Genomic DNA, 15324 nt, shown 5'->3' on the forward strand with positions numbered 1-15324 from the left:
TTTCTCCTAATGAATATTTTGAGTGGAAAATAACATGGCCTCAGGCGTAAATGAAACTATTCACGCACAGCTCACTTTAGTACCATTTTAGTACCACAAGACAAAAAACAAGCTCGCAAATGCCCATTTTACTAGGCTTTGCGAGCTTTTGAAAATTATTCAAACTCCAGACAGACAGTACGGAGTATTAACGCATATAGACGATTTTAAAGGCTTTTTAACCAGTTAAGAGCAACATAGCCACATAATCTAAATTTTAAAAATGCAATAAAAATGCAATGAGTGACACGACTACTTGCTATACTTCCATCGGCTTCTTCTTGATACCAACACTATGAAAAGTCCGATTACAATTAAATATACTTTGAAAGGAAGATCACCATGAATTACAAATTAGAACTCAAACAAATCGTGGAATTTCCACGCTGTCGCATTTACCGTGACTTCATACAAACTTTAATCACTACCAAGAGCATCCGAACTACCGGGGGCTCTTTTCTTTTTTATTATCTGGTATTATGCTCCTATGCAAATTACCGCACATCCTACCGCCGGATGGAACACATTACCTATACCATTGGTCCAGGAGAGTGGATCTGCACAGTCACAGATCTTCAGGAATGGTTTCGCTGCCGTTTCCAACATCAAGCGTTGTCCATCCTTCGATTTTTTGAAGAGCAGAATTACATTACCTACTCTCTTCTCGGCAAAAACCGCCTGGTCAAATTCAAAATATCAGACTGGCCCAAAGACAATACCGTATTGGAATACAACTATCCCTGTAAAAAAGATACAGGGTTTTTCTTTTTCCCGATTGCCAAAGTTCACGAACTAATTGGCATTGGAAAATGCTCGGAAATGGATGTTATTCTGGATCTGTGGATTCATGCAGTTTACAACGATTCCTCTGTCCTGGGATCTGATTCCGGTCCCATTGTCTATTACCGGGATAATACCGGAAATCCCCTTACCAGCTTTAATGAACTGGGTGAAAGGTGGAGTCTGTCAAAGGCATCGGTATCACGACTCTTGAAGAAACTGGAGGAAAAAGAATACATTACACTTATCTCATTTACAGGAAAACACGGAAGCGTAATTTATCTCAACAATTACCTGTCCGTGATGTTTAATATCAGCGACGTTATGATTGACAAGGAGGAGATCGCTATGAAGATGCAATTACCAATCCATGTACCTGAAGAAATCACTATTGAGGATTCTGCTTCTGTTAGCGTTTCAGAAACTGTCACAGACTCACAAATCACCGTTACAAAAAATGATTCCTGCGTTCCAGATTCACACATGAAATTTATCGTGCAAAAAGTCGCAGAACTATTGGATTCACAAGGGATTCCATGTTGCCACTGCTCCAAAACCCGCTATATATTATCTCCATTATCAGCCTGCAAAGATATATTTAATACATTTACTCTAAATATTATCTGTCCCTACGGAAATGCCGCTTATCGGTTTGAGTTGTCCGTAAGTCCAGGGGATGAGTCTGCCCAAAAGATGCCTGCCGTGGCAGAGCCTTCTGCACTGAAAGGGGGGGAATAGACATGGCAAACCGCAATACACAGGGATTTCCTTCACCCGAAGAAGATCCACGTTTTCACGACACCTATCAGTTTTTACGCAGATACCGGGATGCAACCTACAGCCTGAAGGTAGTCGTACACCAGATGGAGCACCAGTTTAAGCTCCAATACGACAATGACATCGACAAATTTCTGGACTCCATCTATGCTGCCGGGGCTGATCTTACCGGAAGCGACATCGAACAACGGGCAAAAAGTATTGCCAGAAGCAACCAGATGCTGAAGCTTTTGGAATCATCCATCGATCTCCTCCGGAACAATCACAAGCATGGGGAACAGTATTACTGGATTCTCTACTACGCTTTTCTCTCTCCACAGGAAATGAAAAATACAGATGAGATATTGGATAAGCTGGCTCACCACATCACCAATATTTCCTACCGCACCTATTACCGGAAACGCAGGGCTGCGATTGAAGCACTCAGTACCATCCTTTGGGGATTTACTGCAAAAGAGACATTGGATACGCTCAACAAGTTCTTTCCAGAGTAATACATATCGCCTATCTCCTCGGCTTTTCGTAATATCATAAAAATGTTATACTAAAAAATGCAAAATATATATTGACTCTCACGGAACGTCATAGCGTACAGTTATCTTATCAGGAACAGGAGGTCAGCAACTATGAGGACAGTCAAAGAAATATCAGAACTTACAGGTATCAGCGTTCGCACGCTTCACTATTACGATGAAATCGGGCTTTTAAAACCAACACAAAAAAGTGATGCGGGATACCGGCTTTATGACGATAGGGCATTGGAAATATTACAGCAGATTCTGTTTTTCCGTGAGTTTGACATTCCTTTGAAAGAAATCAAAGCTGTTCTGGAGAATCCTGCTCTTGAAAGGAACCAGATCTTGCAAATGCAGAGAAAAATGTTGGTAGCAAAGAAAGAACGTATGGAACATCTGATTGCCAGCATTGATGATATCCTGAAAGGAGAGAATAAAATGGATTTTGCGATTTTTAGTAAAACGGAAGTTGAAGAAATGTTCCAAACTATGTTTGAACATATGCCTGACAATATGAAAGAACTTGCTGTAAAAGAGTTTGGAAGCATTGAAGAATGGAAAAAGCATTATATTAAGACAGTTTCATCAGAAGAAATGCAGAAAGGCTATGCTAAAGTTGTTGAGTGGTATGGAGGAAAAGAGCAATTCCTGTCTGTTGCCAACAATCCTATTAGCAAAGAGGCTGCAGAAAGTTACAACCAACAATTTGACAATCTTTTATACAAATTAGCAGCTAAAAAAGTATGTTCACCAGATTCTTCTGAAGTAAGAGAACTTGTTTCCGAATACGGTTTTCTTATGAAACAACTTTCACAGATAAAGAAAGAACACGGTCTGATGGTTGCACAGGCTCAATATTACCGTAATGAAAAAATCAAACCTATGATAGATGAAAAATACGGCAATGGTACAGCCGAATTCTTCGCACAAGCTTTCGAAGCATTTTATAAAGACAAGTAATCATTAGAACTACACAAAAGCACAACAATACACCATGCAGGGAATCAAAATGGTTTCCTGCTTTTTTTATGCCAACCAGTGAAAATGGCACAGAAATGACCTGCTTCTGCGATTGAAGCGTAAAATTACCCATGCTACAATAGGTATTGCTTATAGTTTTCCTTATTTCCAGCACCCATAGATGGTGCTTTTTTTGTACCTGTAAATTCAATCGCTGACAGCAGGTTCTATGTACTTTGTACGTACACTATACTTACAATACCAAACGTATCCTGTACGTACAGCCATATGTATAAAGTTTCCTATTATATATAGAAGGGAGTCAATCATGAAAACAAGGAACGAAATCTATCAAGGAGAGGGAGCCAAGCTCTTACGGTTCATTACCACTTACCATACTCTGAGGTATGACCAGGTTTTACAACTTTTCTCCCGACATGAGCAGTCTATCAAGTCATTGATTACCAGCCTCATCAAACAAGGGCGCATCATTTACGATAAAGAGCATGACCTTCTTTGTGACAGCCAGCAGTCTGCTGAGAATCCTGACTATGCTATAATTACATGCTTCTGGGTACTGCTGGATTTTAAGAAAGGTGTTGTATACCACACCAGTGGCGAATTTCCAATCAAGCTCAATTTCTTTTCGCAAGATGAACAATACGAAATCATCTATATCGGTGAAGAACAGGAGGCTCTGATCAATCATGTGATGGAAAGTATCCCATCACATGGTTCCAAACGCCTGATTGTCTTAGAATCCGAAAGCCAGGCTGCCAAAATCACCATTGATGATGTAGCCGCTTACTGCCTTGTAAATGAATCCGGTGCTGTCAGTTACTACATGAGAAAGTAGGTTATTATGACGCAAAATACACCAACCATTTACCAGCGGCTTGAAAAACTGGAAGGGGAGCTGCAAAAACTGACGAATACCGTTTACGCTCTGAAGGTCACTGATATCCAGAATTATGATAAAAATTTTGAGGAACTGAGCGTCAGTGCTGCTCTTCGGGCGGAGCGGATTGCCTGCCAGATGCGTAACCTTGTCTGTCCGGCTCTCTCCCCAAATCAAGCAGCTTATCTTCCCAAAGCGGCAGATGCACAGGGAATGCGGATTGCAGAACAGCAGGGGATTCTCACCATTACGCTTCCCGGACTGCTTCCGAAACGAAGAGTCCACACAAACACTGCATTTCTCCATGAACCGCTTAATTATATGCTTCGGGAGTATGTAAAACAAAATGCCCTGCCCCTCTATCGTGACTGCGTGATATGTTTCAGTCAAATATATGACAGGGAACTTCCTCAAAGACGTATCCGGGATTATGACAATCTGGAGTTTAAACAGATTCTGGATACACTTTGTACTTATGTTCTGACAGATGACAGCGGCTTTTTCTGTGATTCCTACTACACGACACAGCTTGGCTTAAAGGACTGTACACTGGTATCGGTTATGGAAAAAGCTGACTTTCCGAAATGGCTGCAGAACCAGAAAAATCATCACGAAAGCATGTCGGAAAATCTCCTGACTTCTCAGGCAGAAATCCGACATCGGTAAGAACCACCGCAGGGAACTTTGTTTTCTTGCTTTTTTTATCTCCAAACCACCGGAGATTTACCCAAGTATAGGCTTGCATGGGTAAGAACTGAATTGAGGTGATGCTTATTTGATAAGACCTGACACTACGAAATACCGCTTACTGGAAATGATAGGGATGTGCGGGGAATTTCCCGCAGACCAGCTAAACAGACTCATCCCAAGTGCCTCCTATGCGGAAAAACTCATTACGGATTTGAAGGCGGAACACCTCATCCGTACCCACTACCGGGATGCTCTCAGAGGCTACCGTCTTACAAAAGCTGCGAAAGAGATGCTGTTATCTGTCTCGCCGCTACGCTTCCAGTGCTATCTGACCGGCAATACCGAGACGAACCTCATCCGAAGTGAAGTATCCCGACGTATCCGCTTACATCAGAAAGCCGAAACGTATCTGACACTCCTTCATGCCGGGATTCCCTTTTATCCGGATGTAAAACCTGACATCTTCTGTAATCACCGCGAAGCTGGTTCCATCGGTATGCGAAGCCTTCCTCTTTTTTACGCTTCCAGAGAAATTAAGGAATTGGGCCCGGAGACCACGAAGATTAGGAACTCCCGCAGCATGGGCATCCTGATGGCACCGCAATGTGTCTATGTCCTTTATAACACGGGAAACGGAGTCCTGAAATGGGAATATCGAACGGAAGTCCGCTTAAACGCCTTCCTGCAGCATTACCTGCAAGGCTACCCTTACAACGGACATCCACAGATCCGGGCAATCATGACCGGAACCGACATGGAAATGGCTTTCCGGCTGTTTACCAGTACCGGAGGCTACAAAAAGAGCCTGTTTATGCTGGACACCTCCTTCGAGCATTTCCATTACCTTCCCAATACTCCGGAAGGGGAAGTGCTTTTAAAACTGCTGGTTCACCCTGAGATCATGGAAAAGCTGGACAACCTCCTGCTGTCCGATCTGGGCTGCCGCAGCGATTCAATTCCACTGGAACATGATGCCACGGATGCTTCCGGGAACCCCATCCTTCTTGCTTATGATTTTGACATGCAGCGAATCAACCGGTTCAATACCGGCTTAAATGTATACGGCAGATCCGGGAACCTGATCTGTTTCGATTTTCAGATTCCGGTCCTGAAAAAATACTTAACTGCCACAATCCATTTCTCCAGTATTGACCTTTGCAAATTCAAAAGGGGGTTTTTACATGAACCGTAAATGGTGGAAGCTCATTTATATGCTTCCGATCACCTTCTGCACCCTCTATGCAGGAGGCTATGTTGCTCAATTTATCCGCAACTATCAGACCTGGGAATCTGCCGGCAATTTTGCCGGAAACGGAACTGCCCCGCAGATCCCCTCCCCGCACCCGCTCGCCTGTCTGGATGCCCTGACTGCTTTCCCGTACAATCTGTATGGGATTTTTCTATGTCTGGCAGCTTTTGGACTCCTGACCTTCCTTCTCATGCGTATGGGATTTGACCGAAACGGGGAAATAACAGACCGGGGCCGGAACCTGAATTATTCCACAAAGGGAACCTATGGGACTTCCGGTTTTATGACTTTGGAGGAAATGCATCAGGTACTGGAGCTTACGAATGATGTCAAGAAACACAAGGGAACCATTCTTGGAAAACTGAACGGAAAAGCCGTTTGTCTCCCGAAGGATACCCGCATGAACCGGAATATTGCCGTTTACGGTGCCAGCGGTTCCATGAAAAGCCGGGCCTTTGCACGCAACATGATCTTCCAGTGTGTTGCCCGCGGGGAAAGCCTCATCATCACCGATCCAAAATCGGAATTGTACGAAAGTACAGCCACTTACCTTGAGAATGCCGGATATATCGTGAAATCCTTTAATCTTGTAAACCCGGAAAACTCGGATAGTTGGAATTGTCTGGGTGAAATTGGCGGACAGGAAACCATGGCACAGGTATTTGCTGATGTCATCATCCAGAATACCGGTTCTGCCAAAGGCGATCACTTCTGGGACAATGCCGAGATGAACTTATTAAAAGCTCTGATTCTCTATGTGGATCAGGGATTCCCACCGGAGGCAAAGAATATCGGACAGGTATACAAACTCCTGACCATGAGTTCGGAAAAAGAACTGAACAGCCTCTTTGACCTGCTTCCGGTCTCCCATCCGGCAAAAGTCCCCTACTGCATCTATAAGCAGGCAAGTGACACGGTACGTTCCGGCGTCATCATCGGACTCGGTTCCAGACTTCAGGTATTCCAGAACAAGCTGATCCGCCAGATCACTTCCTATGATGAGATCAACCTGACGCTGCCGGGAAAAGAAAAATGTGCATACTTCTGCATCACTTCGGATCAAGACAGCACTTTTGATTTTCTTTCTTCCCTGTTTATGACCTTCGTATTTATCAAACTGGTCCGTTATGCAGACACCTATGGGGAAGATGGAAAACTGCCGGTTCCGGTACATATCCTGGCTGATGAGCTGGCGAATACGGGAGCAATCCTATCGCTCAACAAAAAGATTTCCGTGATCCGAAGTCGAAACCTCAGTATTTCCTGCATTTTCCAAAACCTGCCTCAGATGCAGAACCGGTATCCCTTAAACCAATGGCAGGAAATCATCGGGAACTGCGACACTCAGCTATTTTTAGGCTGTACGGATGAGGTAACTGCTACATTTATCTCTAACCGCTCCGGTGATGTGACCGTTGGTGTCAGCAGCGAAGCCAAACAATTAAATAGCTGGAGGGTATCCGATTATACACCGGAATACCGCCAGACCAGATCCATCGGGAAACGAAAGCTCTTAACTCCGGATGAGATCCTGCGGCTCCCGCTGGATACTGCACTGATTATCCTGCGTGGTCAGAAGGTACTGCAGGTAGAAAAATACGATTACACCCTGCACCCGGATGCCCAAAAACTCATTCCCCGGAAGGCTTCCGAACATATTCCGGAATGGAGAAAAGGAGCATGTAGTGAAGAATATACGTACACTCCAACTATTCCTGCTTCCCACCCGAAAAAAACCGCTTCTTATGGAAAGCAGAAAAAGAAAAAAGCTGAACCGCACTTTGACCAGCAAAGCGTTTATCAGGAACCTGGCTATCACGATTTCCCGGATGACTTCTCAGCAGATAACTATTCGGATCACACAGACATGGTTCCTTTAGATAAAGATTCTATCATGTCATAATTTGAAAGGAGACACTATGATGCCAAACGAAACAACCAACACACCTATTTTAACTCTGGATTCCGATGCGAAGCTGGAAACAGCCCAGTCCATTTCAGACCTTACCTGGCATGAGATCCAGAATGCCTACCGTACCCGCCGAATCTTAACCGGAATGCTTGGCGGTATCGAGAAAACAGAAAACGGCAGCCTCATTGCCGTGGTTTACTACAAGGATTTCCGTACTGTCATCCCAGTAACTGAGATGATGATCCATCTCATGCAGGATGAAGCACACGATTATGGGGAGCTTGCTCTGCGGCAGAACAAAATCCTCAACAATATGCTTGGATGTGAGATTGATTTTCTGATTAAGGGATTAGATCCGAAGACACGCAGCATTGTCGCCAGCCGGAAAGAAGCGATGCTGAAGAAACGCCAGATCTTCTATCTGGATAAAGATGCTTCCGGAATGCCGAAAGTTTATGAAGACCGTATCGTGCAGGCAAGAGTCATTGCTGTTGCGGAAAAGGTAGTCCGGGCAGAAATTTTCGGTGTGGAAACCTCCATTCTTGCCAGAGACCTGTCCTTCGACTGGATGGGTGATGCCAGAGAACGCTTCCAGGTAGGCGATCACATCCTGGTACGCATCCTGGATGTGCGGGCAGACTCACCGGAGCAGGTCATTGTCCACGCAGATGTCAAAAGTGTGGAAGGCAACACCAGCAAGGAAAACATGAAAAAATGTAAGATTCAGGGAAAATACGCCGGAACTGTGGAAGACATCCATAAAGGCACCGTCTTTGTCCGGCTCTCCATCGGTGTCAATGCCATTGCCCACTCCTGCTATGACAGCCGGACAGTCGGGAAAAAGGATCAGGTATCCTTTGTGGTGACGCATATTGATGAAGAGCGTAATGTTGCCCTCGGCATCATCACCCGCATCATCAAGCAGACCATATAAGGCTTCCACCTTATTTTTAAATAGCTTTTTTTCATATACAGCACCAATTAGTCCAGCAAATACTCACGATACAGCTACATAAGGTGACAGAATAAAGTATTTTTCAGACCATTACCTTATTGTACTGAAAACGGTAACGTGTTATACTGATTCGGTATTACTGAACCGGAAAGACGGATGCATTTCGATTTTGCCCTCTAGTATCCAAGGAGGGTGATGCCCATGAATACAATGGAAGTATTGACTTTACTATTGGTAATTTTTGCGGCTTTGACTTATATAGATCGACATAATAAGAAATAGCATCCACGACCCTAGGAAAGTTTTGGATGCTATGACTTATACATAGAATATAAAATTTAACTGAGGGCATCAGATTTTGCATCTGAATACCTTTCTTGAGTTCATTATACACTGGGGGATTTGAGAAATCAAGTCCCCCTTTTTATTATGACATTGATTAGTATCTGCATTAAACATCAGAAATTTATATTCTTACTCACTGAAACGAATTCTCTCTATCAATGAATCTTTCCTTACTGACTTTGCAATGAATATTGCCAATAACATCTGTATCACAAACAATGTTAAAATTATAATAATAGCTGCTGTTACCGGATAATGGTATGTGCTGATATCAAACATTCCTGTACGCTTTGCATATAAAAACAACGGATATCCTGCAAGACTTCCCACTCCGATACTGATAATAAGAGTGCCTACTGTATAGAATATACCTTCCAACTGGAGCATCTTCATCAACTGACGGTCCGACATTCCGATTGCCTGCATCATGCCAAGCTCCTTTTTTCGCACATGGACACTATTGATCATTGTGTTAATCAAGTTCATAATGCTGATTGCTGCCAGAATGATGATAAATGCATAACATGCACCTCTAGTCATCTGTATGGCATTTTCCCATGTATCGTACTCATTCTTCCAGGTACGCATCTGCAGTCTGCCTGATCCATCCACAATAGCCTGTAGAGATGCTTCCAGTGCCTCATCATAATCCTTATCTGCAATCACCTGAAAATAGCTGGAAGAATTATTTATGGTAAGTTTCTCTGCCCCTTCTTTTGCCATGATAAGACAGTTATAGTTTGTCAGACCTGTTCCATATTCACCAATTGCTGCCACTTCAATCTCTTTTTGAAAGGTATTATCTCCATCATGAATATTGAGTTTCAGCTTATCTCCCACTTTAATATCTGGATACCAGTGAAGTAGCGCGCGGTCCAGAATCACTTTATCCCCGGATTTCAATTCCTCGTATGTGACATTGCCTTCAGTGATTCCTTTTTTCAGCTCTTCTGCGTATTCTTCCGGCACTCCATTGATAAATTCGGTTCCAATTTTTTCTTCAAAAGGTCCTCCTGATACCTTCAACGCGGTAAACACATCTACCCGCTCAACACCGTCAAGCTCCTCTATCTGCTGCTTTAGTCCTTCATTTAATGGATTATTCTTTTGAACCTCCGCCCATTCATATTCAGGATGCTCTTTATTCCCGGATTCCACAATTGGAGAAATCTCATATTGCCCCACAATCGAACTCTTTGCACTTTCCATCGGATTTGCACAAGACAGCACCGTTGCTACCATCATGACAAATATTCCGGTAACGGCCATAGATACAATCGTGATAGTACTCTTCTTTTTATTCTCTGCAAGATTTCTCTTGGTCAGTCGTCCGATATTCAGAAATTGATATCCCTTCCTGCTGCTTTTCTGTCGCTTACTGCCTCCCTGGTAACGCATAGCTTCTATTTCTGATACCTTCGCCGCCATACGCATAGGCTTCATCAGTGACAGATACACTGTACACAGAGTCACTGCAATTGCCAACAGATAAATCCACCAATAATAAAGTTGGACTTCTCCTTTAGCTACAACCTTGTATGCCTCTGTTATAAGTACGTTTGAATCCTTTGCATGTTCTACAAACTGGAGAAGTACAACTTTCACAGCAACTGTTCCGATCAAAAGTCCTATCGGAATGGCAAACAACGCCACTCCCATTCCCTCTCTTAGTACGATTTGTCTAAGCTGCCGTTTCGTAGCCCCGATTGCCTTTAACTTTCCAAATTCCCGAACCCTCTGGTTCATAGATACATAATAAACACTATAAATTGTGATAATGCCCGCCAATACAACAATAAGCATGATTCCTACAATCACCGGAATTGTAGCCGGATCCACATAATTTGCTGCAAGATACTCTTTATTAATATTCATGTCATCCTCGGAAATCCCGAACTGTCTGGCAATATTCTGTATCGTCTCTGTATAATCTGCAGTCGTATTTCCTTTCTGTCCATTCACCTGAAGTAAAAACCGATATTTCACCTGTTCTACCGGTATCTCCGCTTTCAGAAAGGCCTCTGAAACCAATGATGTATATTGTTTTTGTTCTTTGCTGCTCTCATTATCTGCTAAAAAACCACAGATTCGAAAGTCTTTCTCCTTCGTATAATCCAGTCCGTCATCTTTCAGAATCTGATAAGGTACTGTGATAGTGTCACCGATTTTCCCATTCTGTCCTAATGCTTCCAGTATTCCTTTTGAAACCACAATATCATTTTCTTTCTGCGGAAGTTGCCCCTCTTTCAGCTTCACTTTATAAAGTTCCATCCCTGTTCTGTCCATATACATCATGGAAACCGTCGCATCTTCCAGATTCATGTACCCCGCATCGCTGCGGAGTCCGTAAGTTTTCACATCATGATGTGCCGCCAGTTTCATAACTGTACTCTCGTCCACGTTCCGATAAAGGGCATGCCATGTTGGATAAATCTTATTGATTACCGCAAAGTTCACTTCCACCATATCTTTTCCGATTGATGGGATTACGAACAGCAGTAATGTTGTCAGGATAATGGCAATTCCAATCAGTATGTTTTTGCTCTTATAATGCCGCATATTGCAATATGCAACTCTGGTCGTCATCTTCATTATCTTCTCACCGCCTTGCCATCTTCAATGATAATCATTTCATCCGCCATCTGGGCAATCGTTTCATCATGGGTAATCATGATAAGCGTCTGCCCGAAATCCGACACGCAGCTTTTCAATAGGCTCATAACCTCTAGCTCAGTCTGGGAATCAAGGTTTCCAGTCGGCTCATCCGCCAAAATTATCGCCGGTCTTGTCACCAATGCCCTGGCTATCGCAGTTCTCTGTTTCTGTCCACCAGACAAAGCAGACGGCATCGCATCTTTCTTATCCTGCAGTCCGATTTTTTTGAGAATATCTTCCACTTCCCGCGGCTTTACCTTGCGATTATCAAGTCCCAGCGGAAGAACGATATTCTCCCACACATTCAGCGATGGAATCAGATTAAAATCCTGAAAGATAAATCCTATCTTCTTTCTTCGAAACTGTGCCAGTTTATCATCTTTTCGAGAATAGATATCGGTTCCATCAATCCATACTTTGCCGGAATCCGGTCTGTCAAGCCCTCCAATCAGATGCAGAAGTGTAGATTTTCCGGAGCCGGAACGTCCTACGATAGCTGTAAACTTGCCTCTCTCTATCTGTAAACTTGTATGATCCACGGCTCTCACCTGATTCTCGCCTTCTCCATAATACTTTACTAGATCTTCTACTTTTAAAATACTACTCATATCTTCAAGTCCCCTTTCCATTTCATACCCCTACTATAACATTCCTGCATTACAAAACCCTTACAACAACCATAACAGTTTTGTAAGGGTTCCGACTATTCTCCTATTATGAGCGGCAGTGTCACTTTAAATATCATACCTTTCTCAGCCTTTCTTTTGGCTGCTATTGTCCCCCCCTGTTCTTCTATGATCTTTCTGGCAAGATACAGACCGACACCCGCTCCGTCTTTTACCTGTTCCTTTGCTTTCCTTCCCCGGTAAAATCTCTGATAGATCTTATGCAGTTCCTCCGCAGGAATGCCCATTCCTTCATCTTCTACTTCAATAAGCACATTGCTTGCTAGCTCCTGCGTCCTCACTGTAATCGTTGTATGTTCCGGTGAATATTTGACTGCATTCTCAAGGATATTCGTTAATGCTTCTACCGTCCATTTTGAATCATGGTTCACAACTATATCATCATCCATCTCCACCTGAATGGAAATATCTTTTCCTCTTGCCTTCATATAAATCTGACTGACAGCCTCTGTTAGCGTTTTCTTCAGGCTTTCATGAAGCGAATGTATCTGGATCATATGTGTTTCCAGCCTTGAAAGATTTACCAGTTCATTCAAGAGCTGTTCCAGTTTGGTAAGTTCCTGTGATTCCTGCTCCAGAAACTCCCTCTGTTCTTCTCCTGTAACCCGATTTTCTGCCACCAGCTCATGACTCATCCGGAGTGATGCAAGCGGAGTCTTCAACTGATGGGAAATATCTGTAATCAGACTCTTCGTACCATTTTCTTCCTGCTCCAGACGTTCCTTCAAATCTTCGAAATATTGCCCCAGCTCCTTTACAGATTCCCACACCTTTAACCATTGTTCCGATTCTGATGTTTCTTCAGGATATGTTTGGAATTTTCCTTTTCTGAATTCCTGCAGACATTCATATAATTGCTGTAATTGTTCCTCATCACCGTATCTGCTCCAGTTTTTTCTTCGGTCCAGGTACAAGAACAGGCTACATACTATGACTCCCACTAGTAATCCAATTCCCCAGATAATCCTTATAACCACATCTGAAGATCCACTCCCTGAGTGATAACCATAAGTTTCTTCCAGCATCTGTACGACTCTTTCTATCTTCTGATCGTCCCGGTCTCTTATAAAATCTACTGTTCCTGACTTTTCCCAGATTGCAACTATTTCCCCTTCCAGTTCAGGATGTTCTGCAAGGAGCAGTGCTATCTGCGTTGCTTTCGCATTTTCCTCATACTTTGTTATCAGATACATTCCTACTGTAAAAAATACTGCAAAGATTACATATACGATAAAATACCGTTTTAATTTTTGTTTACCTTTCCGGTCCATATATATCCCAGTCCTCTCACATTCGCTATCTCTTCTGTTCCAAGTTTATTCTTCAGTCTGCTTATATTGACAGTAACCGTATTATCATCGACAAATTGACCGTCTATATCCCATACATGCTCCAGGATACTTTCTTTTGAAACAATCTGTCCTGCATTCTCCCAGAGATACAGCAACAGAGAGAATTCTTTCTTACTTAAAGTAACTGGTTCATCCCCTTTATACACCTGCATCGTTTTCATATGCACCGTAATCTCTCCGGAAGACATAATCTGTGCCTGTACCTTAGAAAGCCGTCTCATCAATGCGTTCACCTTCGACACCAAAGCCATCAGTGAAAATGGTTTGGTAATATAATCATCTGCCCCTGTATCATAACCATTTACAATATCTATTTCCTGATCCAAAGCCGTAAGATAGATAAGATATGTATCTCCACCTGCACGTACCATCCTTCCAAAATCCAGTCCTGTACCATCCGGCAATGTAATATCGCTGATAACAAGAGCATAATCTCCTTTTTGAAATGCTTCTTTTGCTTCCTTTATTGTATAAACCTGACGAACCTCATACCCTTCCCGTGAAAGTAACAGGGCAATTCCCCGATTTAGATTCAAGTCATCCTCCAGTAATAATATTTTCTGCATCAAATACTCCACCTCTATTTGTAATAACCTGTTCTTTTATCATATCAGTCCTATCTTTTGTCTACAATAAAAATAAAATTAACATACATACTTTTCCTTCATATGTTCAAGGATTTCACCGGATACTGCTTCAGAAATCGATCAATCCATTTCTGATTGCTTCTCTGTAACATCCGAAGTCTGGATAAAAGCTGTAGACAACTGCAGCTCTATGTTACTAAAGTCCTATCCATCAATACAGGAGTTATAGAATGCCGTGAAGATACCGTCAAATTCCATTTCAATAATATGTAGGCTGTCCATTGTGTGCTCCAGATAAGTCAGTGTTCCTCTATCCAAATCTATACTCGGCTTTCCTAGTGAGTTTGCTATTACATCTGGATTTGTAATTCCAAACATCTCCTTTATATCCGGCATAAGATAATCCACGATATCCGGCAGCCTTTTCTCATACGCCTGTGCCAGTTCAACTGCATGCTTCTCATAATCGGAATGTATACTGTCACAGACAAATTCAATCCCGTTTATTTCCATCTTATAGTAATCATTATTCTCATCATAGACAAACGCTGTACCCTTACTTTTTTTATTTTTTTCCAAAATCCCCATGATATATCTACACTTTCCCGGTTCTTCCGCCATACACAGTCTAAAAAACTGTAACTTAATGCTTACGCTTGTAAAAAATAACTCCTGCCAAAATCAATAAAATAATTCCAACTACAATCATAAAAATAAAATTATCACCATTTAACTTCCCTGCTATGAAAATAGAAGTCGGGCCATCCGCACCACCAATAACAGAAACGGCTGTGTTTTCTTTCTGCTTCAGTACAATGCCAATGACTGCCAATACAATTCCTAAAATTCCGGCTATGATTCCCAATCGCTTTTTCATTGCTACCACCTCAAATCATTTTTATCTGCTCAATCAAATGTAAATTG

The 15324-nt window shown here is 42.6% G+C and carries 14 protein-coding genes; 8 read left to right on the forward strand and 6 right to left on the reverse strand.

What is annotated here, in order from left to right:
• Nucleotides 1-381 precede the first annotated feature (381 nt).
• The 8 genes from ACZMB2_RS11560 (at nt 382) to ACZMB2_RS11595 (ending at nt 8754) form a co-directional block, all read left to right on the forward strand.
• Nucleotides 382-1557: a MarR family transcriptional regulator gene (locus ACZMB2_RS11560; RefSeq protein WP_023921589.1), complete on the forward strand. Its 1176-nt coding sequence runs from the start codon at nt 382-384 to the stop codon at nt 1555-1557.
• Between the two features lie 2 nt (nt 1558-1559).
• The gene (locus tag ACZMB2_RS11565; RefSeq protein ID WP_005333547.1) at nt 1560-2090 is read left to right on the forward strand and encodes a hypothetical protein; all 531 of its coding nucleotides are present in this window, start codon (nt 1560-1562) and stop codon (nt 2088-2090) included.
• Nucleotides 2091-2222: 132 nt separating this feature from the next.
• Nucleotides 2223-3071 (forward strand): MerR family transcriptional regulator, encoded by an 849-nt coding sequence (locus tag ACZMB2_RS11570; RefSeq protein ID WP_005333545.1) that lies wholly within the window; start codon nt 2223-2225, stop codon nt 3069-3071.
• 328 nt (nt 3072-3399) lie between these two features.
• Complete coding sequence (locus tag ACZMB2_RS11575; protein WP_005333543.1) at nt 3400-3927, forward strand: DUF5697 family protein; 528 nt, start codon at nt 3400-3402, stop codon at nt 3925-3927.
• Nucleotides 3928-3933: 6 nt separating this feature from the next.
• Nucleotides 3934-4635, forward strand: a complete 702-nt coding sequence (locus tag ACZMB2_RS11580) for a DUF6100 family protein (RefSeq protein ID WP_005333541.1) — start codon at nt 3934-3936, stop codon at nt 4633-4635.
• Nucleotides 4636-4870: 235 nt separating this feature from the next.
• On the forward strand, nt 4871-5851 hold the full coding sequence (locus ACZMB2_RS11585; RefSeq protein ID WP_243112130.1) for a hypothetical protein: 981 nt from the start codon (nt 4871-4873) through the stop codon (nt 5849-5851).
• Entirely contained in the window at nt 5841-7811 is a 1971-nt protein-coding gene (locus ACZMB2_RS11590) for a VirD4-like conjugal transfer protein, CD1115 family (protein ID WP_022415647.1), read from the forward strand. Before ACZMB2_RS11585 ends, ACZMB2_RS11590 begins: the two co-directional genes overlap by 11 nt.
• A gap of 19 nt (nt 7812-7830) precedes the next feature.
• Entirely contained in the window at nt 7831-8754 is a 924-nt protein-coding gene (locus ACZMB2_RS11595; RefSeq protein ID WP_023921587.1) for a S1 RNA-binding domain-containing protein, read from the forward strand.
• Between the two features lie 495 nt (nt 8755-9249).
• Here the strand turns inward: ACZMB2_RS11595 and ACZMB2_RS11600 are convergent, their stop codons facing one another.
• From ACZMB2_RS11600 to ACZMB2_RS11625, 6 genes are all read right to left on the reverse strand, one after another.
• Nucleotides 9250-11706 carry an ABC transporter permease gene (locus tag ACZMB2_RS11600; protein WP_227338367.1) on the reverse strand — a complete coding sequence of 819 codons (2457 nt, stop codon included), beginning with the start codon at nt 11704-11706 and terminating at the stop codon, nt 9250-9252.
• Between the two features lie 5 nt (nt 11707-11711).
• Nucleotides 11712-12383, reverse strand: coding sequence for an ABC transporter ATP-binding protein (locus tag ACZMB2_RS11605; protein WP_172676439.1), 672 nt, complete (start codon nt 12381-12383; stop codon nt 11712-11714).
• A gap of 95 nt (nt 12384-12478) precedes the next feature.
• A complete protein-coding gene (locus ACZMB2_RS11610) occupies nt 12479-13732 on the reverse strand; it encodes a sensor histidine kinase (RefSeq protein WP_005333534.1) in 1254 nt (417 codons plus the stop codon).
• The gene (locus ACZMB2_RS11615; protein ID WP_005333533.1) at nt 13705-14379 is read right to left on the reverse strand and encodes a response regulator transcription factor; all 675 of its coding nucleotides are present in this window, start codon (nt 14377-14379) and stop codon (nt 13705-13707) included. Before ACZMB2_RS11615 ends, ACZMB2_RS11610 begins: the two co-directional genes overlap by 28 nt.
• Before the next feature lie 225 nt (nt 14380-14604).
• Nucleotides 14605-14979 carry a hypothetical protein gene (locus ACZMB2_RS11620; RefSeq protein ID WP_330383125.1) on the reverse strand — a complete coding sequence of 125 codons (375 nt, stop codon included), beginning with the start codon at nt 14977-14979 and terminating at the stop codon, nt 14605-14607.
• Between the two features lie 64 nt (nt 14980-15043).
• Nucleotides 15044-15277, reverse strand: coding sequence for an LPXTG cell wall anchor domain-containing protein (locus ACZMB2_RS11625; RefSeq protein WP_005333531.1), 234 nt, complete (start codon nt 15275-15277; stop codon nt 15044-15046).
• Between the last annotated feature and the right edge of the window lie 47 nt (nt 15278-15324).

This window comes from Hominiventricola sp., assembly GCF_057604405.1.

Coding starts and splice junctions, on each gene's coding strand:
- ACZMB2_RS11560 (WP_023921589.1), top strand. CDS start 382: ATGAATTACAAATTAGAACTCAAACAAATCGTGGAATTTCCACGCTGT.
- ACZMB2_RS11565 (WP_005333547.1), top strand. CDS start 1,560: ATGGCAAACCGCAATACACAGGGATTTCCTTCACCCGAAGAAGATCCA.
- ACZMB2_RS11570 (WP_005333545.1), top strand. CDS start 2,223: ATGAGGACAGTCAAAGAAATATCAGAACTTACAGGTATCAGCGTTCGC.
- ACZMB2_RS11575 (WP_005333543.1), top strand. CDS start 3,400: ATGAAAACAAGGAACGAAATCTATCAAGGAGAGGGAGCCAAGCTCTTA.
- ACZMB2_RS11580 (WP_005333541.1), top strand. CDS start 3,934: ATGACGCAAAATACACCAACCATTTACCAGCGGCTTGAAAAACTGGAA.
- ACZMB2_RS11590 (WP_022415647.1), top strand. CDS start 5,841: ATGAACCGTAAATGGTGGAAGCTCATTTATATGCTTCCGATCACCTTC.
- ACZMB2_RS11595 (WP_023921587.1), top strand. CDS start 7,831: ATGCCAAACGAAACAACCAACACACCTATTTTAACTCTGGATTCCGAT.
- ACZMB2_RS11600 (WP_227338367.1), bottom strand. CDS start 11,706: ATGACGACCAGAGTTGCATATTGCAATATGCGGCATTATAAGAGCAAA.
- ACZMB2_RS11605 (WP_172676439.1), bottom strand. CDS start 12,383: ATGAGTAGTATTTTAAAAGTAGAAGATCTAGTAAAGTATTATGGAGAA.
- ACZMB2_RS11610 (WP_005333534.1), bottom strand. CDS start 13,732: ATGGACCGGAAAGGTAAACAAAAATTAAAACGGTATTTTATCGTATAT.
- ACZMB2_RS11615 (WP_005333533.1), bottom strand. CDS start 14,379: ATGCAGAAAATATTATTACTGGAGGATGACTTGAATCTAAATCGGGGA.
- ACZMB2_RS11625 (WP_005333531.1), bottom strand. CDS start 15,277: ATGAAAAAGCGATTGGGAATCATAGCCGGAATTTTAGGAATTGTATTG.